We start from the raw sequence: 18924 nt of genomic DNA on the forward strand, positions 1-18924 counted from the left end.
CGCTCAGTGTGCGCTCGGGGATTCGCACGTCGGCGAAATCGACATGCCACCTACGGTGCCGTTGTAAACCCCTCTGGGAGTTTTGCGTCGCTTTTGGTAGCTCATCCGGCCGAGACCGTCTTCTGTGGGTACGACCATTCCGGTGACCGGTTTCTCTCCGGTAGGGTTTGGCCGTATGGACACGGGGAGTGACGGAACGGGGGAGGTCGCCGTGGCGGCCGACGGAACGAAGAGTGAGACGAACGTAGCGAACAGTGAGGCCGATGTGGCCAAGAACGAAGCGCCGCTCGGATCTCGTGCGCCGGAATTCGTCAGAGCCCGGCGGATGCTGCACCTGAGCTGGCAGGTGGTCATCTTCATCGTGGGGCTCGCGGTGGTCGTCGCGGGCGTGATCATGCTGCCGTTGCCCGGCCCCGGCTGGGTCGTGATCTTCGGCGGCATGGCGATCTGGGCGACCGAATTCGTCTGGGCCCAGCTGGTGCTCCGCTGGACCAAGCGGAAGGTCACCGAGGCCACCCAGCGAGCCCTCGACCCCAGAGTCCGGCGCCGCAACATCATTCTGACGTCGATCGGCCTGGTGATCGTGACCGTCCTCGTCGGCGTCTACGTCTGGAAGTTCGGCTTCGAGATGCCCTGGAACATCAAGGACCAGTGAACACGGCCGGGACGGCACGGGGGATTCCGAACGCTGTCGGAGGGACCCCCTGACATGGGGTAATGTTCTCCCTGCGCCCGGGCGATTAGCTCAGCGGGAGAGCGCTTCGTTCACACCGAAGAGGTCACTGGTTCGAACCCAGTATCGCCCACCAGTCGACTACGACCCGGCCCACGGAAACGTGGGCCGGGTCGTTTGCGTTGTGGCTGCGTGTGGCTGCGTGTGGGGGTTTCCGGGACCGCTAGCGGTCCGTCCGGGCGTGCAGGGATGTCGACCGATGAGTTCCGGGCGCGAGGGGCGCGCGGCCGATGCGGTTTCTCCCCGGCGGCCGCCCTCCCTCTAAATGGCTGAATCCGATACCTCCTCACCCACGTCCCGGGGCTCACGCTCGGTCGGGCGGCCGTGTTCCGGGGGTGGTTCGGCGGGTGTGCCGTCGCGCCGCCCCGCTGACTCCTTTCAGCCTCGACCGTTCGCCGCCGGAGCCCCACATCGCGTTCGACCCGTCGACCGCAACTGCCGGACCTGGGCTTTCAGTTGACCGGGCGTCACCTGCCGCGCTCCGTCGTCCGGCGTGTCGACGGCTCCGCTTTCCATCAAATCCTGTCCGAATCATTGACGTCTCCTGAGGGTCTCCGTACCTTGTGCCAGCAAGCGCTTACTTGAAACGATTCATGGCGCGGGACGCAACGTCGCGGGGAGGCTCAACCATGCAGCAAAACAGGAACGTTGAGAGGCGAACGGTCCTCAAGGCGGCCGGAGCCTCACTGGCCGTCGTGGGGCTGGGGGCGACGGCCACGGCCTGTGGCGGCGACAGTGGCGCCGGGGACGGGACGGTGACGATCCGTTACGCCTGGTGGGGTGCCGAGGACCGAGCCGAGCGCATCAAGAAGACCATCGCGCTTTTCGAGAAGAAGTACCCGAAGATCAAGGTGAAGACGGACTTCCAGGTGTATCCCGACTTCTGGAAGAAGTTCAACACGCAGGCCTCCGGTGGAAATCCGCCGGACGTCTTCCAGAATGCCATCGGTTTCCTGCGGAAATACGACGCGAAGAATGTGCTGCTCGATCTCAGCGCGCAGGTCGAGGCGGGCAACCTCTCCATGGACGGCTTCAGAGCGGGCTTGGAGAAGTTCGGTGAGGTCGACGGCAAACTCCTCGGTGTTCCGGTCGGCTCCAACTCCATGGCCCTCGTGATCGACAAGCCTGTCTACACCAAGTCCGGCGTGAAGCCGGAGCAGGGCTGGACCTGGGACGACTTCGACGCTGCGATGAAGAAGATCCGGGACAAGGCGGGACGGGCCGGCGACAGCGGCATGTACGGCGTCATGTACCTCTACGACCTCTATCTGCGCCAGAACGGCAAGGCGTTCTTCACCGAGGGCGGGCTCGGCTTCACCGAGGCGGACCTGAAGGCCTGGTGGACGAAGGCCGAGAAGGGCATCGAGGAGGGCGTCTACGCCGATCCCAAGAAGGTCGCGCAGACCAAGCCCAAGTCGGCGGTCGCGGCGGAACTCGCCGCCGGTGAGTTCACCTGGGACAACTTCACCGTCCGCTACACCTCCGAGGGCAAGAGCGAGTACGGCCTGGCCCCCATCCCGACCACCGACGGCAAGAAGACCGGCCAGTACCTGGGGTCCCTCATGCTCAGCGCGTCCAAGCGCACTCAGCATCCCAAGGAAGTCGCCCAGTTCATCGACTTCATGGTGCACGAGCCCGAGGTCGCCAAGATCATGGGCTACGACCGGGGTGTGCCCGCGACGCAGGCCCAGTACGACGCGTACAAGCCGACTGACCCGGTCAACAAGACGATCGCCGAGTACGAGCAGTCCCTCGTCGACGCCGGTGTCCTGGAGCCCATCACCCCGCATCCGAACGGCGCGGACATCTGCGAGGCCGGGTTCATGCGCATCGCCGAGGAACTCGCCATGGGCAAGCGGTCGGTGGACGACGCCGTCAAGCAGTTCTTCACCGAGTCGAAGACGGCTCTCGGCAGCTGATGGGAACCGCCGTGACACACGCCCCTGCGATGGAGGACCTGACCAAGGACTCCGAGCCGCGGCACCGTCCGGCCAAGTCCCCGCGCCCCGCCGCACTCAAGCGGCGGGGCCGCCGGGAGACCCTGGCCGGCTATCTCTTCATGTCCCCCTGGATCGCCGGGTTCCTGCTGCTGACAGCGGGCCCGATGGCCGCCTCGCTCTACTTCGCCTTCACCGACTACAACCTGTTCGACGCGCCCAAGTGGATCGGCCTCGACAACTTCTCCGAGATGTTCGCCGATCCGCGGTGGCGGAATTCAGTGCGGGTGACGCTCTGGTACGTCGTCGTCGGTACGCCGATCAAGCTGATCGCGGCTCTCGGCGTGGCGCTGCTCCTGGCCCAGAAGCGACGCGGACAGGCCTTCTATCGGGCCGCCTTCTACGCGCCGTCGCTGATCGGGGCCAGCGTCTCCATCGCGATCGTCTGGAAGGCGATCTTCTCCGACGACGCGATCGTCGACCGTACACAGAAGATCTTCGGGATCGATGTCGGCGGCTGGACCGGCGACCCGGACATGATCATCTACAGCCTGGTGGCGCTCACCGTCTGGCAGTTCGGCGCCCCCATGGTCATCTTCCTCGCCGGCCTGAAGCAGGTCCCGCGTGAGCTGTACGAGGCGGCCGAGGTCGACGGGGCGGGTACGTTCCGGCGGTTCTGGAACATCACCCTGCCGATGATCTCCCCCGTCCTGTTCTTCAACGTCCTGCTGGAGACGATCCACTCCTTCCAGATCTTCAGCTCGGCGTACATCGTCGGCGGCGGCGCCGGAGGCAACGCCTGCGGTCCGGCGGACGGTTCGATGGTCTACACCTGTTATCTGTACGTCCAGGGCTTCGAGAACAGCCGGATGGGCCTGGCCTCCGCGATGGCCTGGATGCTGCTGGTCGCGGTCGCCCTGGTGACGGCGGTGCTGTTCTGGTCCCAGAAGCGCTGGGTGCACTACGAGGAGGGTGCCCGATGAGCGCACAGGCCACCGAGATCTCCCCAGCTCCGGCCCCGTCCGCGAAGGCGGGTGCCCTGCGGCGCAGTCTGCCCGGCTCCCTCGCCTGGCACATCGGGTCGCTCGCGATCCTCGCCGTGATCCTCTATCCGGTGATCTGGGTCATCGGAGGCTCTTTCAAGAAGAGCGAGGACATCATCGGCAGTCTGGATCTGCTGCCGAGCGACCCGATCATCGGGAACTACACACGGCTCTCCGACGGCATCGCCGACATCTCGATCTCCACGTTCTTCTTCAACTCGCTCACGCTCGCCGTCGGCTCGGTGATCGGGATCCTGGTGTCCTGCTCGCTGACGGCGTACGCGTTCTCGAAGATCAAGTTCGCGGGGCGCAACCTGCTCTTCACGCTGATGATCGGCACCCTTCTGTTGCCGTACCACGTGTTGCTGATTCCGCAGTACGTGCTGTTCCGCAACATGGGAATGATCAACACGTACACCCCGCTGCTGCTGCCGAAGTACCTGGCCACGGAGGCGTTCTTCGTCTTCCTGATGGTGCAGTTCATGCGGAACCTGCCCAAGGAGCTCGACGAGGCGGCCCGGCTCGACGGCTGCGGGCACTTCCGGATCTACTGGTCGATCGTGCTGCCGCTGTGCCGGCCCGCGCTCATCACCAGTGCGATCTTCACGTTCATCAACTCCTGGAACGACTTCATGGGCCCGTTGATCTATCTGAACGAGCCCGAGAAGTACACGGTCTCGCTCGGTCTGAAGATGTTCGTGGACCAGGACGCCGTGGCCAACTACGGCGGCATGATCGCGATGTCGCTGGTGGCCCTGCTGCCGGTGCTCGCCTTCTTCCTCGCCTTCCAGCGCTATCTGATCGACGGCATGGCCACGTCCGGACTGAAGGGCTGAGGTGAGCGGACCGATGGCCCAGGCCCGTGCCCGCGCGAAGGCCGCCGCACCCCGTGAGGAGTCCCTGCTCGCCGAGCGGTTCGCGCTGTTCGCCGAGTGTCTGCTCACAGGGGTGTGGATCGCGCTGGCCTCGCTGCCGCTGGTGACGTACCCCGCCGCGTTCGCCGCCGGCTCCCGGCATCTGAGACGTCGTACGGCTCATGAGGCCGGCGGCTGGCGGGAGTTCGTGGCCGACTTCCGGACCGCGGTGCGCGGCGGCTGGCTCGTCGGGCTCGCCGGATGGGCGGCGCTCGCGGCGGTGTGGGTGGATGTCCAGGCCGTACGCGCAGGGATCCCCGGCGGGCCGCTGGTCGGCGTCGTCGGGGTCCTCGCGCTGATCGGCGCCGCCGTCGCCGCACTGCGCGCGGCGGCGGTCTGGCAGCCCGGCGCCACCTGGCGGGCCCTGCTCGGCGCGGCCGGGCGGCGGACCGTGCTCGACCCCGCCGGATCCTTTCTGCTCGTCGGCGGACTGGCCGTGGTGGCCTGTTCCGCCTGGTTCGTCGCCCCGCTGGCGGTCCCGGTCCTCGGGGCCGTCGCGGCGGCGGCCGTCGCCGTGGAGGAGCGGTACCGGCGCCGCCGCTGACCCGAAGCGGGCGGTGCCTCGCACCAGGTCGGCACCCAGAGGTGCCGCACCTCTCTCTGTCATGCCCCTGACCACCCGCACGCAAGACTTCCCGCACCGAAAGGAAAGGCCATGTCCCCCATCGACCGCAGGTCCCTTCTCAAGGCGGCCGCCGTCGCCGGAGCCGCCGCGCAGTTCAGCTGGGCGCTAGGGAGTTCGAACGCGCAGGCCGCGCCCAGAGCCGAGGCCGCGGACGCGGAACCCGTGGTCCTGGACTGGCTGGAGGACGGCGGACTCGGCGCCGCTCCCGGTTCGACGGTGGGTGTGCCGTGGCCGAAGGGCGCATACGAGAAGGACCAGTCGTTCTCCTTGACCGCTGCGGACGGCAAGGCTGTGGCCGTGCAGTCCTGGCCGATCGGTTACTGGCCGGACGGCTCCGTGAAGTGGACCGCGCACGCGGTGGGCGCCGGCGCCGGTTCCGGCAAGCTCACCCTCGCCGCCGGCACCCCCGCCGCGCCGGAGAAGAAGGTCACCGTCGACAAGAGCGGCGGCACCATCGATGTGTCGACCGGTGTCATCACCGCGAAGATCGGCAAGTCCGGCTCCACCCTCGTGAAGTCCGTGCTGCGCGGCTCCACCGAGATCGCCCACACCGGCCGCCTGGTGCTGCTGCGTCAGCCCGAGATCGAGGACGGCGACCAGGGCACGGAGAAGTACGAGCGCTTCGAGAGCGTCATCGGCGAGGTCGAGGTCGAGCAGGACGGCCCGGTGCGTGCCGTGGTCCGCATCGACGGCAAGCACCGCAAGGGCGACCGGAGTTGGCTGCCCTTCTCGATCCGCCTCTACTTCTACGCGGGCGCCGAGTCGTTCCGCATGGTGCACACCATCACCTTCGACGGCACCCAGGAGCCCGGCAAGGCCAGCGGCGACTTCGTCCGCGGCATCGGCGTCCGCTTCAAGGTGCCGATGCGCGACGCCGCGTACGACCGCCACATCCGTATCGGAGGCGAGGGCACGGGTCTGCTGCGGGAGGCGGTCAAGGGCATCACCGGGCTGCGGCGCGACCCGGGCACGGCCGTGCGCACGGCCCAGTTCGAGGGCAAGAAACTGCCCGACCCGTCCACCTGGGACCAGCGGGTCACCACCCGCCTCCAGTACATCCCCGAGTGGGGCGACTACACGCTCTCACAGCTCTCCGCCGACGGCTTCGGTGTCCGCAAGCGCACCAAGAAGGGCCACGGCTGGATCCCGGCGGGCGGCGGCCGACGGGCGAGCGGCTTCGGTTACGTCGGTGGCGCGTCCGGCGGTTTCGCCTTCGGCCTGCGGGACTTCTGGGAGAAGTTCCCCGCCCAGCTCGACATCCGCGACGCCCAGACCGATACCGCCGAGGTCACCCTCTGGCTCTGGTCGCCCGAGGCGCAGCCCATGGACCTGCGCTTCTACCACGACGGCATGGGCCAGGACACCTACCCCGAGCAGCTCGAAGGCCTCAACATCACCTACGAGGACTACGAGCCCGGGTTCGGCACGCCCTACGGCATCGCCCGGACCAGCGAACTCCTCTTCTGGGCCCACGAGTCCACCCCGAGCGCCGAGGACATGGCCGAGCAGGTCGAGGCCGTCCGTACGCCCCCGCAGCTCGCCGCCCCGCCCAAGCAGCTCATCAAGGCGGGCGTCTTCGGCCGGCTGTTCGCCGAGCCGGACCGGTCCACCGCCGCCAAGGCGAAGATCGAGGACCACCTCGACTTCCTCTTCACCTACTACAAGGACCAGGTGGAGATGCGCCGTTGGTACGGCTTCTGGGACTACGGCGACATCATGCACAGCTACGACCCCAGCCGCCACCAGTGGTGCTACGACGTCGGCGGCTACGCCTGGGACAACTCCGAGCTCTCGCCGGACCTGTGGCTGTGGTTCGCGTACATGCGCTCCGGGCGCGCGGACATCTTCCGCTTCGCCGAGGCCATGACCCGGCACACCGGCGAGGTCGACGTCTACCACCTCGGCAAATGGGCCGGCCTCGGCACCCGGCACGGGGTGCAGCACTACGCCGACAGTGCCAAGCAGCAGCGCATCGCCAACACCACGTACCGGCGCTACTACTACTTCCTCACCGCCGACGAGCGCGTCGGTGACCTCATGCACGCCAACGTCGACTCCGACGAGACGTTCCTCGTCCTCGACCCGATCCGCAAGATCCGCACCGAGCCGTACACCCCCGACCGCAACGCGCTGTCGATCGGGTTCGGTACCGACTGGTCCGGGCTGGTGTCCGCCTGGCTGACCGAGTGGGAGCGGCGCGGGCCGAAGTGGGAGAAGGCCAAGGAGCGCGTCCTGTCGACGATGGAGACGATCGCGGCCCAGCCCAACGGCTTCGTCCAGGGCAACGCGCTCTACGACCTGGACACCGGCAAGTTCGCCGTCGCCACCGAGCCCAGGGTCGGCGTCTCGCACCTGTCGGCGATGTTCGGCCTGGTCGAGCTGAACGCCGAACTCCTCGACCAGATCGACATGCCGAAGTTCAAGGAGGCCTGGCTCGACTACTGCCGGTACTTCAACGCGACCAGGGCTGAGCAGACCGCCCGCTACGGTTCCCACTTCGGGACCCTGCTGCTCTTCCAGGGCCACTCGCGGCAGGACGCGTACGCGGCGGTCCAGCTGGGCGACGACAAGCTGGCGGCCCGGGCGTGGCGGCAGTTCTACAACAGCGCCGACACCTGGGACTACAAGGAGTCGACCGACTGGTCCACGAAGAAGATCGAAGGGCCGACGGCGCTGGTGCCGGGCAGCGAGGCGGCGTGGGTGTCGACCAACGCGACGGCGCTGTACGGGTTGGCGGCCATTCAGAACCTGGCGTTGGTGGGCGACAAGATGCCGTGACGCTCCGCTGGGGGCGCCGGGGCGCCGGGGCTTGGGGGTGTGCCTTGGCGTCGGTGGGGAACTGCGGGTCCGTTGTGGCTGGTCGCGCAGTTCCCCGCGCCCCTGAAGGGGCGCCCCCGGGTACGTCAGGAGTGTCACGTCATCTTCCCGAACACCTCCCGCACTCGCCGTGCGTCGCGCAGTCGCTGCTCGTACGTGGCACCCGCCGCGAGCAGTGCCAGACCGGCGAGCGCGGGAGGTACCCAACGGGGCAGGGCGTCCACGACCTGGGCGATGTACGGCGCCAGTTCGTGCAGGGCGACCAGGGTGAGGGTGGCGCCGCCGAGCAGGAGCGGGGCCTGAAGGCGGTGGCGGGCGCCCGTGAGGGTGATGAGCAGGGCGGCGATGCCCAGGAGCAGGGGGCGGAGCCAGTGTTCGTCGCCCCAGGCCGCGACGAGGCTCGGGCCGAGGGTGACCGCCAGGCCCGGGCCGAACGCCGTCCAGGACGAGGCTGTCAGGTCACGGCGTCGGCGTAGGTGGCCGACGATCAGGGCCGGGACGGTCACCGGCAGGGTGTACGCCTCCGGGGAGCCGACCTCCCAGACCGCCAGCCGCACCCAGGAGGCCAGTACGAAGAGCGCTGCGGCCGCGTAGCCGACGTATCGCCGGTCCGGTCGTACGGCCGTGCCCGCGGCGATGACTCCGCAGAGTGCGAGGGTCAGGGCCAGCAGGGGCGGGTGCGTGGCGGAGAGGGCGATGGCCAGGAGGCCGGCCGCGGCGCCGGTCGCCTCGATCGGGATGGTCATGGGGGAGCCGCCGAGGCGTGCCGCGAGAAGGGCCGCGGTGGCCGGGACGGTGAGGACGAGCAGGGCCGTGTGCTGCGGCTCCCAGCCTGAGGAGGCGCCGATCGCGCAGGTCAGGGCGGTGGCGTACGCGAGGGAGGCGGGCGCGGTGAGGGGGCCGAGGTCCGTGCGGCAGGCCGCGAGCGCGAACAGGGCGGTCGAGGCGGCGAGCACGGCGAGCGTCGCCGGTTCGGTGGCGAGGGAGAGGAGGGCCAGGCTCAGGGAGGTGACGAGAGCCAGCAGGGCGCCCGTCAGGGGCAGCGGCGCCCGGAGGCGTTGGGGCGCCGCCGACCGCAGGAATCCCGCGACTCCCAGCGTGGCCACGACCACGAGGCCCTGCACGGTCAGCCCGGCCGCGTAGGGCAGTTCGAGGACCGTAGGGAACACCAGGGCCGTCGCCCAGGTGAGGACGAAGGCGCCCACGAGGGCCGGGGTGCGCCAGGAGGCCGTGCGTCCGGTCAGCGCCAGGACTCCGGCGACGACGGCGAGCACGAGGGGGACGGTCGCCGTGTTCGGGGGCCATGGCGCGTCGAGCGTCACCGCCGCGCGGGTGTCCGTGGGCGTGCCGGACCAGATCCGCTCGATCCAGCCGGCCGGGCCCAGCAGGACGACGAGCAGGACGGGCAGGGTGGTGGCCAGGGCGAGGGCCTGGACGACGGCGGAGGCGTGGGCGAGGCCTCGGCGTACGGGCTCGGGGATCCGTGTGCGTACGGCCGCCAACAGTGCGACCCCGCAGAGGAGATGGGCCGGGACCGTCCACTCGTCGGGCAGGACCGAGCGTGCGATGCCGCCGAGGCCCGCTACCGCGAGGAGCCCGCCGGTGAGCGCGGTGCCGAGGGCCAGGGCCGGCTTCGGGGCGCGCCAGGCCGCCGTCAGGGCGACCGCCGCGGCGAGGGCGAGGAGCGCCGCCGCACGGGCGGCGGCGCTCGGGCCCGCGGCGGCCCACGAGAGCCACCCGGCCGCCAGTACACCCCAGGCACCCCAGCCGAACGCGCCGACCATGGCGACGATCCGTACCGGCTCGGGGGACACCCGGAGCGCGACCGCGGTGTCGGCCGCCGCTGTCACCAGCAGCACGGCCGTGACCGTCTCCACACCGGCGTTCATCGCGAACGACCAGAGCAGGAGGGGGAGTTGAGCGACGACGAGGGCCAGGGGGAGCGGCAGTCGGAGAGGGGTGCGCGTGACCGCGTTCGTGTTCCCGGCCGGACGGCCGTCCGTGCCCCCGGCCGCCGAGGGCACCAGTGAACCGAGCCCCAGCCCGTATGCCGCCCACGCCCCCGCCAGCACCGCCGACGCGGCGGCCGCGTATCCCGTGCCGTCCGACCCGGTGAACGCGACCTCGTGCAGGGCGTACGCGTCGAGGACCGTCAGGGCGAGACCGAGGCCGGCCACCGCCTCGGCGGTCGAGCGCAGGCCTCGGCGCAGGAGCGGTACGGGGGCGCCGAGGGCGGCCAGGGTCACCGCGCCGAGGACCAGGGCACGGCCGGCGATTCCCATGTGCCCCCAGCTGACCAGCGTGAACGCGATCGCCGCGACCGTCAGCAGGACGCCGCCGAGGATCAGCAGCACGTTCTGCACACCGGGTGCCGTCGCCTCGGGGCGCCGCACGGGCGGAGCGGCGGGCGCGGGGGCGGGCGCGTACAGGGCGTTGACCAGCCAGGCGCGGCGGGCCAGCAGGAAGGTGCGGCGGGCGTCGAGTCGCCGCAGCTCGGAGTCGAGGACCCGCAACTCCTCGGCCGGGGACGGAAAATGCGTCATGTCCCGGAGTGTGGTCCGCGTCACCTCGTACGACATGAGTGCGAGTACTCAGGACGTACTCAGATCCCGCGCAGACGGCCTCCGCGCAGGCAGAATCCGACCATGGACTGGTGCCACTACCGCTTCCGCAGCCGCTGGAACCTGCCGGCGCCGCCCGCCGCCGTCTACGACGTGCTCCAGCGGGCCGAGGACTATCCGCACTGGTGGCCGCAGGTGCGCGAGGTGATCCGGACCGACGACACCACCGGCACCGTCCGGATCCGCTCGGTCGTGCCCTACGACCTCGTCTTCACCGCCCGCGAGGCGCGACGCGACCCGGCCGCCGGGATTCTGGAGATCGAGATGACCGGTGACCTGGACGGCTGGGCCCGCTGGACGCTCACCGCGGACGGGACCGGCACCCTCGCCCGCTACGACCAGGAAGTCGACGTCACCAAGCCCCTGCTGCGCCGGCTCGCCGTACCGGGGCGGCCCGTGTTCCGCGCCAACCACACGCTGATGATGCGGGCGGGCAGGCGGGGACTCCTCGCGTACCTCGCGGCCCGTGGGCAAGCGGTTTGAACCAGAGCCGTCGGGACCTGTATTGTTCACTGCGTTCCCGGGCGATTAGCTCAGTGGGAGAGCGCTTCGTTCACACCGAAGAGGTCACTGGTTCGAACCCAGTATCGCCCACCGGGTAAGGCCGGTCCGCAGACGCGGACCGGCTTTTTTCATGCCGCGGCCGGCAGATCCGGACGCAGCGGCCACGCCGGGTCCACCGCCTCGTCCGTGCCGCTGCGCGCGAACCAGGCCTGCAGCCCGCGCGCCTGCGCCGCATGCCACACCGCCTGCAGGGTGTGCAGTTCGGCGGGGGAGAGACGGGCGAGGCGGGCCGCGAAACGGCGCCCCACCGCGCGGACGACATCCATCGCGGCCTGTGCGTCGGCCGCCGCGTCGTGCGCGCCGTCCAGGACGACCTCGTAGTGCGCGCACAGATCGGTGAGCGTACGACGGCCCTTGCGGTAGCGGTCCAGATGCTTGTCCAGGACCCGTGGATCGAGGACCTGCAACGGCGTCGTCTCGAACCAGTGGTCCAGCGACGACGCGCGGTGCCGCCGCAACTCACGGTCCAGCATGGTCAGATCGAACGGCGCATTCATGATCACCAGCGGGCGGCCGCGCGCCGCCTGCTCGGCCAGCGCCCTGGCTATCTCCTCCATCACCGGCGCGGGCCAGCGGCCCTCGCGCTGCAGATGCTCATCCGTCAGCCCGTGCACGGCCGTCGCCCCAGGGGGCACCGGCACTCCCGGGTTCACCAGCCACCGGGTCACCCGGGGACGGGTGCCGGGCGCGTCCTGGACGACGACGGCGGCCGACACGATCCGGTCGGTCTCGACGTCCACGCCCGTGGTCTCCGTGTCGAACGCCGCCAAGGGCCCCTCGTACCAACACGTCATACGTACACAACTCCTCGTTCACCCACGGCAGCTGACGTCCCGTCTTCTGCCTGTTTGGTGATACCCGGGCTGTTTGCGCCGTACGCCGGACGGAGACAACAGAAGTACGGGTCTGTGCAGTTCAGGGGCTCGGCACGGTGAAACACCTGCACTGGAAGGCTATTGGTCATGGCCATAGCGCAGCCCGAGCGGGGCGGGCTGCTGCCCGAGCGCGCGGCATCGCATCGCGGCTCCCTCGCCACCACCGCCTGCATGGAGACCCTGCAGGTGGGCTACCTGCACGCGGTGGCCGCCGCGGCCGGCTGTTCCCTCTCCCAGCCCTTTCCGGACAACGGCATCGACTGGCACGTCAGCCATGGCTCGCCCGGGCACACGGTCGACGACGAGGTCACCATCAAGGTGCAGCTCAAGGCCACCTACCAGCTCGCGCCGAACCCGCCGGGCCGGTTCTTCTCCTTCACCCTCGACAACGCGCACCTGGCGAAGCTCGCCCGCACGCCCGTCTCGGTGCACAAGATCCTGGTCGTGATGATCGTCCCCAGATCGCAGGAACAGTGGCTGCGAGCCGGTCACGACCGGCTCGACCTGCGCCACTGCTGCTACTGGATCAATCTCGCCGGACACCCGATCACCGGTCGGCGCCGCACCACCGTGCGCATACCGACCTCGCGCATCTTCGACGACCGAGCGCTCTGCGAGATCATGACGCGGGTCGGAACGGGAGGCAGACCGTGACCCACGGCCCCATCGACGACGCGGCCGGCCGATGGCCCGACGACGACGCGTCCGGCCGACGCGCCAACGGCGAGGACGGGCCCGGGAGCCCTCCCTACCCGGGGAGTCGTCCCGAGGAACAGGGCGGGTCCGTACGCCGTTCCCTCGACGAGCCCCTACGCCCCGTGCGGCCCCACCCCGTCGAGCCCACCTGGACCCAGCCGCCCGACCCCGCCCAGGTCGACCCCGCCGTCCTCGGCGCCCTCCTGCGCCGGCACGGCTGGCAGCGGCGCGGCGGCGCCACCGGACGGTACGGCCGCTGGACCCCACCGGGACCGGCCGGCCGGGGCATGAGCCTGCTCGTGCCGGAGAACCGGGCCTTCCCCGACAGCGACGACCTGCTCGGCGAGGCCCTCACCGCGCTGTCCCGGAGCGGCTCGCCCGCGGCGCGGGACGTGCTGGTCGGACTCGCCGTGCCCAGCGACGAGATCCGCTGGTGGCGGGACGTGCCGACCGGCCCCGTGGGCACCGCCTCCTGGGTCGTCGAGGACCAACTGCGCTCGGCCGCCCGCCAGATGCTCCTCGCGGCGGCACTGGCCACCCGCGCGCGTGCCGGTTACTACGGCGCCCGGCACCGCCGTCCCGCCGCGGCCTCCCTCGACGGCGTCCTCGTCGGCGCGGCCCCCGGCGGCCGCAGCCTCACCGCCTTCGTGCCCGTGGCCACCGGCCGCCGCCTCGCCCTGCGCCTCCACCAGGCCCTGTACGCCGCCCGGGAGGCCATCGACTACCAGCGCGCCACCGGCGGCATGGACGCCTTCGACGGCGCCGTCGAGGCCGGGGTGAGCCATGAGCTGACCGAGGCCCTCGTCGCCCTCGTCCGGGGCACCGAGGGCGCCCGGATCGCCGTCGAGTGGGCGCCCGCCGCCGGTGTCCCCGAGGGCGGTGCGACACCGGCCGAGCCCGTCGAGTTCTCACCGGGCGACCTGCCCGTGCTGCGCGAGGCCGGGGCCCGCTATCTGCGCGAGGAGCCCTCGATGCCGGTGCGGATCACCGGGGCCGTGGTGCGGATGCGCCGGTCGGCCGCGCGTGGCGAGGGCACGGTACGGCTGCGGGTCATCGCCGGGGCCGAGGTCCCGCACGTCCGCATGACCCTGGACGAGGAGTCGTACCGGATAGCGGGACACGCGCATCTCGTCGGACTGCCGGTCCGCGTCCACGGGCGGCTGGAGAGCCGGGGCGGGTTCCGGCGGCTCACGAACGCCGCCGGGGTCGCCCCCGTGCAGGTCGACGAGGCCGAGCGGGACCGGCTGATGAAGTCGCTCCACGAGACCGCAGAGATCACAGCCTTCTTCGGGGAGGCCTGCGGAGGGGACTGAGGTATCTGTTTCGCGAGCAGGACCCCGGGCTCGGTACGATCCTTCCCAATGGCCCAGGCCCGCATCAGATGACCGGGCCGCCCTTCAGGTAGGAGAAACCGGTGTCCGACGTCCGTGTGATCATCCAACGCGATTCCGAGCGGGACGAGCGCGTGGTGACGACGGGCACTACGGCCGCCGACCTCTTCGCCGGCGAGCGCACCGTCGTCGCCGCCCGCGTGGCCGGCGAGCTGAAGGACCTCGCGTACGAGGTGAAGGACGGCGAGACCGTCGAGGGCGTGGAGATCTCCTCCGAGGACGGTCTCAACATCCTGCGCCACTCCACCGCGCACGTCATGGCCCAGGCCGTGCAGGAGCTGTTCCCGGAGGCGAAGCTGGGCATCGGCCCGCCGGTCAAGGACGGCTTCTACTACGACTTCGACGTGGAGAAGCCGTTCACGCCGGAGGATCTCAAGGCCGTCGAGAAGAAGATGCAGGAGATCCAGAAGCGCGGCCAGCGCTTCTCGCGCCGCGTCGTCACCGACGAGGCCGCCCGCGAGGAGCTGGCGGGCGAGCCGTACAAGCTGGAGCTGATCGGCCTCAAGGGCTCGGCATCCTCCGACGACGGCGCGGACGTCGAGGTCGGCGCCGGCGAGCTGACGATCTACGACAACCTGGACGCCAAGACCGGTGACCTGTGCTGGAAGGACCTCTGCCGCGGTCCCCACCTGCCCACCACCCGCAACATCCCGGCGTTCAAGCTGATGCGCAACGCCGCCGCGTACTGGCGCGGCAGCGAGAAGAACCCGATGCTCCAGCGCATCTACGGCACCGCCTGGCCCTCGAAGGAGGAGCTGAAGGCGCACCTCGACTTCCTCGCCGAGGCCGAGAAGCGCGACCACCGCAAGCTGGGCAACGAACTCGACCTGTTCTCCATCCCGGACGAGATCGGCTCCGGCCTCGCCGTCTTCCACCCCAAGGGCGGCGTCATCCGCCGGGTCATGGAGGACTACTCGCGCCGTCGGCACGAGGAGGAGGGCTACGAGTTCGTCTACACCCCGCACGCCACGAAGGGGAAGCTCTTCGAGGTCTCGGGCCACCTGGACTGGTACGCCGACGGCATGTACCCGCCCATGCAGCTCGACGAGGGCGTCGACTACTACCTCAAGCCCATGAACTGCCCGATGCACAACCTGATCTTCGACGCGCGCGGCCGCTCCTACCGTGAACTGCCGCTGCGGCTCTTCGAGTTCGGCACCGTGTACCGGTACGAGAAGTCCGGTGTCGTGCACGGTCTGACCCGTGCCCGCGGCTTCACCCAGGACGACGCGCACATCTACTGCACCCGCGAGCAGATGGCCGACGAGCTCGACAAGACGCTCACCTTCGTCCTGAACCTGCTGCGCGACTACGGCCTCACGGACTTCTACCTGGAGCTGTCCACCAAGGACCCGGAGAAGTTCGTCGGCTCCGACGAGGCATGGGAGGAGGCCACCGAGACGCTCCGCCAGGTCGCCGAGAAGCAGGGCCTCCCGCTGGTCCCGGACCCGGGTGGCGCCGCCTTCTACGGTCCGAAGATCTCCGTCCAGGCCAAGGACGCCATCGGCCGCACCTGGCAGATGTCGACGGTCCAGCTCGACTTCAACCTGCCCGAGCGCTTCAACCTGGAGTACACCGGTCCGGACGGCTCCAAGCAGCGCCCGGTCATGATCCACCGCGCTCTCTTCGGCTCGATCGAGCGCTTCTTCGCGGTGCTCCTGGAGCACTACGCGGGCGCGTTCCCGGCCTGGCTGGCGCCCGTCCAGGCGGTCGGCATCCCGATCGGCGACGCGCATGTGCCGTACCTGGCGGAGTTCGCCAAGAAGGCCAAGGCCGCGGGGCTGCGCGTCGACGTCGACGCCTCCTCCGACCGTATGCAGAAGAAGATCCGCAACGCGCAGAAGGCCAAGGTGCCCTTCATGGTCATCGCGGGCGACGAGGACATGGCGGCCGGCGCCGTCTCCTTCCGCTACCGCGACGGCTCCCAGGAGAACGGCATCCCCGTCGAGGAGGCCATCGCGAAGATCGCGAAGGTCGTGGAGGACCGCGTCCAGATCTGAGGCGTACGGCGTACGTGAGCGCGGTGCGCAGGTGGTCGAGGCCCCCGGGGATCAGCTCCCCCGGGGGCCTCGACACGCCGCGAACGGGCGAAGTCATATGCTGCACTGCATGACGAGTGAGCCGGAGCAGCAGATCGGAGTGGGTACGCAGGACGCGTTCCAGCGCCTGTGGACGCCCCACCGGATGGCGTACATCCAGGGCGAGAACAAGCCGACCGGCCCGGGGGCCGACGACGGCTGTCCGTTCTGCTCGATTCCGGCCAAATCGGACGAGGATGGCCTGGTCATCAGGCGCGGGGAGCATGTGTACGCGGTGCTCAACCTCTACCCGTACAACGGTGGCCACCTCATGGTCGTGCCCTACCGGCACGTCGCCGACTACACGGACCTCACCGGGCCGGAGACCGCCGAGCTGGCCGAGCTGACCAAGCAGTCCATGACCGCCCTCCGCACCGCCTCAGGAGCCCACGGCTTCAACATCGGCATGAACCAGGGCACGGTCGCGGGCGCGGGCATCGCGGCCCACCTCCACCAGCACATCGTCCCCCGCTGGGGCGGCGACACCAACTTCATGCCGGTGGTCGGTCACACGCGGATTTTGCCCCAACTCCTCGCGGACACCAGGAAGATGCTCGCGGAGGCCTGGCCGGCGGGCTGAACGGGGCACCGGGGCGCGTTGTCGTCTGCGGGTGGGTGGGGGCTGGTCGCGCAGTTCCCCGCGCCCCAAAAAGACCAGGCCCTGCGGGCCTGAAAGACGACGGGGCCGCGGGCCTGAAAGACGACGGTCAGCGGGCCGAAAAGCAAGGGGCGCAGCCCCTGCTTTTCAGGGGCGCGGGGAACTGCGCGACCAGCCCCCACCCACCCGCACCCGACAACGCGCCCCCACCCCCACGCACCCCCCGGCCAAGCCCAGCGCAGCGCTCACGCGTCGTAGAGGTCGGCCTTCCGCGGCGTAGGATCCTGCACCGCCCCGCTGAGGAACCCGGCCCGTGAACCGAACTTCTCGGTGTCCACGCCGTTCTCCCGCAGGACCTTGATGGCGGCGTTGTGGACCACGCGGAGCACGGGTGTGGCGGCGCGCAGGGCGTCGTCCGCCATGAAGCGGTGCCGCCACGGCTGGTCGGCCCAGGCGTGCCGCAGGCCGAACGGCTCCGGCAGGCCCATGGAACCGCCGAGCCAGTTGAGCAGCGGCGGGTACCAGGTCAGCGGGGCGCGCGCGGCGAGCCGTACGACCTCGTCGGCGTCGACGAGCGGGAGCTTCACCTTGCGGGTCTCCCAGAACCTCAGCGACTTCTGGACTTCCTTCTCCTTGGCCGCCGGCCCGGTCGTGAACAGGCCGTGCACCGGACCGAGGGCGTGCCCGGTCACCTCGATGCGGAGCGTCTGGTGCAGGACGGTGACCGTGACCAGCATGGTGATGATCAACTGGCCGTCCCAGAGCGTCCACTGGACCCCGAGGTAGTGCCGGTTGCCGCTGCCGAAGTGCTGCTTGTTGCAGATCTCCTGTATGGCGTGGTTCTTGTACTGGTACGCGTCCACGTCGGTGCTGTCGGGGCGGGCCACGGCTCCGGCGCCCTCACCGATGGGGCTGACCACCCAGTGCTTGATGGAAGGCGCCGTGAAACCACCGGTGTTGAGCGGGGTGCGCTCCAGCATGCGGAGCTGGTCGTGGATGGCGCGTATGACGTCCCAGCTGCGGAACGGGTGGATCTCCTTGCCGGAGTCGGCGGGCACCAGGTCCTCGGCGAGCTGCCAGCTGCCCCAGCGGGTGCCCATGCCGAGGATGCCCTTGGGGCCGGCGTAGAAGACGAGGTTGGAGCGCTGCTCGGCGCTGAGCCGGGCGAGCTCCTTGCGCAGCTGCTCGGCCTTGGTCTCGCCGGGGCTGCCGGGGACGGCCTCGGGGATCTTGGCGCCGACACCGCCCCCGGCCAGCAGACCGGCCCAACGGTCCCGCAGGTCCTTGGCGGTGCGCTCGCAGATCTGCTTGGCCCAGAACCAGCCGACCACGGGCAGCACGACGCACGCACGGGCATACCAGGCCCAGAAACCGTCGAACGGCATCCTGAGCAGGAAGATCACGGCGAGGGCCCCGACGGCGACCAGCAGCGTGGTGCCGAGGGCGCCGGCCCGCTTGTCGTCACGCTTGGCGACCGTCGTGCGGATCTGGAAGACCAGCAGCCACAGGAGGAGCCCGGGAAGGAAGAGCACGCCGCACAGGACCATCACGGCCGAGAGCCAGTTGTCGCGCTCCCTGCGGATGTTGGTGGCCGCGAGGCAGTGCTCGACGACGACCTGCGGTTCCATGCCGAAGGACTGGATGAGCGGCTTGCGGCCCGCGCCGACCATCCGGTCCCGCACCGCCAGGGAGAACGCCTCCCCGAGGTTCGGCCGGAAGATGGTCGCCCACTTGCGGCCCGGCTTGACCGTGGACTTGTGCCAATCGTTGTTGGCCTTGAGGATCTCCGCGATCTCGTTGTCCCGGTAGGCCGCAGACGCCAGGGCGTACGTCGCCGCGGTCTGTCCCGCGGTGCCCGTCAGCGGCACCTGTGCCCCGGGAGAGAAATCGAATTCGTCCGCCACCGCCGCCCCCATCGCCGCATACTCGCTTCTGCGGCTTTCCCGACTTCCGTGCTCCGCACACCTGTTGATCAGGTCATCACCCGATCTGGACCTGATCAAGCCACACTTGTCGATCAGGTGATCAGCGT

14 protein-coding genes and 2 tRNA genes are annotated in these 18924 nt (G+C 69.9%); 13 read left to right on the top strand and 3 right to left on the bottom strand.

Translation table 11 applies throughout. The annotated features are described in order from the left end of the window. Positions 1-175 precede the first annotated feature (175 nt). From JIX56_RS38105 to JIX56_RS38135, 7 genes are all read left to right on the top strand, one after another. Positions 176-655, top strand: coding sequence for a TIGR02611 family protein (locus tag JIX56_RS38105; protein ID WP_257547500.1), 480 nt, complete (start codon positions 176-178; stop codon positions 653-655). A gap of 79 nt (positions 656-734) precedes the next feature. After that, a tRNA-Val gene (locus JIX56_RS38110) sits at positions 735-809 on the top strand. Between the two features lie 553 nt (positions 810-1362). Then, complete coding sequence (locus JIX56_RS38115; protein ID WP_257547502.1) at positions 1363-2652, top strand: ABC transporter substrate-binding protein; 1290 nt, start codon at positions 1363-1365, stop codon at positions 2650-2652. Continuing rightward, on the top strand, positions 2652-3653 hold the full coding sequence (locus JIX56_RS38120; RefSeq protein ID WP_257547504.1) for a carbohydrate ABC transporter permease: 1002 nt from the start codon (positions 2652-2654) through the stop codon (positions 3651-3653). Before JIX56_RS38115 ends, JIX56_RS38120 begins: the two co-directional genes overlap by 1 nt. Continuing rightward, positions 3650-4549, top strand: a complete 900-nt coding sequence (locus tag JIX56_RS38125; RefSeq protein WP_257547506.1) for a carbohydrate ABC transporter permease — start codon at positions 3650-3652, stop codon at positions 4547-4549. The genes JIX56_RS38120 and JIX56_RS38125 overlap by 4 nt, the downstream gene beginning before the upstream one ends. 13 nt (positions 4550-4562) lie before the next feature. After that, complete coding sequence (locus tag JIX56_RS38130) at positions 4563-5171, top strand: hypothetical protein (RefSeq protein WP_257547508.1); 609 nt, start codon at positions 4563-4565, stop codon at positions 5169-5171. Positions 5172-5282: 111 nt separating this feature from the next. Then, positions 5283-8030, top strand: a complete 2748-nt coding sequence (locus JIX56_RS38135) for an exo-rhamnogalacturonan lyase family protein (protein ID WP_257547510.1) — start codon at positions 5283-5285, stop codon at positions 8028-8030. Between the two features lie 134 nt (positions 8031-8164). On the opposite strand, the gene JIX56_RS38140 is transcribed toward JIX56_RS38135, so the two are convergent. Then, positions 8165-10612 carry an SCO7613 C-terminal domain-containing membrane protein gene (locus JIX56_RS38140; RefSeq protein ID WP_257547511.1) on the bottom strand — a complete coding sequence of 816 codons (2448 nt, stop codon included), beginning with the start codon at positions 10610-10612 and terminating at the stop codon, positions 8165-8167. A 102-nt stretch (positions 10613-10714) separates the two neighbouring features. Between JIX56_RS38140 and JIX56_RS38145 the strand changes: the two genes are divergently transcribed. After that, complete coding sequence (locus JIX56_RS38145) at positions 10715-11173, top strand: SRPBCC family protein (RefSeq protein WP_257547513.1); 459 nt, start codon at positions 10715-10717, stop codon at positions 11171-11173. A gap of 39 nt (positions 11174-11212) precedes the next feature. Beyond that, positions 11213-11284 (top strand) — tRNA-Val (locus JIX56_RS38150). 38 nt (positions 11285-11322) lie between these two features. Here JIX56_RS38150 and JIX56_RS38155 read toward each other — a convergent pair. After that, the gene (locus JIX56_RS38155) at positions 11323-12048 is read right to left on the bottom strand and encodes a 3'-5' exonuclease (RefSeq protein ID WP_257547515.1); all 726 of its coding nucleotides are present in this window, start codon (positions 12046-12048) and stop codon (positions 11323-11325) included. Positions 12049-12216: 168 nt separating this feature from the next. On the opposite strand from JIX56_RS38155, the gene JIX56_RS38160 reads away from it, so the two are divergent. The 4 genes from JIX56_RS38160 to JIX56_RS38175 all read left to right on the top strand — a co-directional run bounded on the left by JIX56_RS38160 (position 12217) and on the right by JIX56_RS38175 (position 16874). Beyond that, positions 12217-12783 (top strand): DUF4365 domain-containing protein, encoded by a 567-nt coding sequence (locus tag JIX56_RS38160; RefSeq protein WP_257547517.1) that lies wholly within the window; start codon positions 12217-12219, stop codon positions 12781-12783. Next, positions 12780-14138, top strand: coding sequence for a hypothetical protein (locus JIX56_RS38165; protein WP_443031939.1), 1359 nt, complete (start codon positions 12780-12782; stop codon positions 14136-14138). The genes JIX56_RS38160 and JIX56_RS38165 overlap by 4 nt, the downstream gene beginning before the upstream one ends. Positions 14139-14239: 101 nt before the next feature. Continuing rightward, entirely contained in the window at positions 14240-16216 is a 1977-nt protein-coding gene (gene thrS, locus JIX56_RS38170; protein ID WP_257547518.1) for a threonine--tRNA ligase, read from the top strand. 97 nt (positions 16217-16313) lie between these two features. Continuing rightward, entirely contained in the window at positions 16314-16874 is a 561-nt protein-coding gene (locus JIX56_RS38175) for an HIT family protein (RefSeq protein ID WP_257547520.1), read from the top strand. A gap of 263 nt (positions 16875-17137) precedes the next feature. On the opposite strand, the gene JIX56_RS38180 is transcribed toward JIX56_RS38175, so the two are convergent. Next, positions 17138-18808: a hypothetical protein gene (locus JIX56_RS38180; protein WP_257547522.1), complete on the bottom strand. Its 1671-nt coding sequence runs from the start codon at positions 18806-18808 to the stop codon at positions 17138-17140. Positions 18809-18924 lie beyond the last annotated feature (116 nt).

It is taken from the genome of Streptomyces sp. CA-210063, assembly GCF_024612015.1.
GTDB lineage: Bacteria > Actinomycetota > Actinomycetes > Streptomycetales > Streptomycetaceae > Streptomyces.

Bases quoted from the DNA above. Each gene is read 5' to 3' on its own strand.
- JIX56_RS38105 (WP_257547500.1), top strand. From the start codon at position 176: ATGGACACGGGGAGTGACGGAACGGGGGAGGTCGCCGTGGCGGCCGAC.
- JIX56_RS38115 (WP_257547502.1), top strand. From the start codon at position 1,363: ATGCAGCAAAACAGGAACGTTGAGAGGCGAACGGTCCTCAAGGCGGCC.
- JIX56_RS38120 (WP_257547504.1), top strand. From the start codon at position 2,652: ATGGGAACCGCCGTGACACACGCCCCTGCGATGGAGGACCTGACCAAG.
- JIX56_RS38125 (WP_257547506.1), top strand. From the start codon at position 3,650: ATGAGCGCACAGGCCACCGAGATCTCCCCAGCTCCGGCCCCGTCCGCG.
- JIX56_RS38130 (WP_257547508.1), top strand. From the start codon at position 4,563: ATGGCCCAGGCCCGTGCCCGCGCGAAGGCCGCCGCACCCCGTGAGGAG.
- JIX56_RS38135 (WP_257547510.1), top strand. From the start codon at position 5,283: ATGTCCCCCATCGACCGCAGGTCCCTTCTCAAGGCGGCCGCCGTCGCC.
- JIX56_RS38140 (WP_257547511.1), bottom strand. From the start codon at position 10,612: ATGACGCATTTTCCGTCCCCGGCCGAGGAGTTGCGGGTCCTCGACTCC.
- JIX56_RS38145 (WP_257547513.1), top strand. From the start codon at position 10,715: ATGGACTGGTGCCACTACCGCTTCCGCAGCCGCTGGAACCTGCCGGCG.
- JIX56_RS38155 (WP_257547515.1), bottom strand. From the start codon at position 12,048: ATGACGTGTTGGTACGAGGGGCCCTTGGCGGCGTTCGACACGGAGACC.
- JIX56_RS38160 (WP_257547517.1), top strand. From the start codon at position 12,217: ATGGCCATAGCGCAGCCCGAGCGGGGCGGGCTGCTGCCCGAGCGCGCG.
- JIX56_RS38175 (WP_257547520.1), top strand. From the start codon at position 16,314: ATGCTGCACTGCATGACGAGTGAGCCGGAGCAGCAGATCGGAGTGGGT.
- JIX56_RS38180 (WP_257547522.1), bottom strand. From the start codon at position 18,808: ATGGGGGCGGCGGTGGCGGACGAATTCGATTTCTCTCCCGGGGCACAG.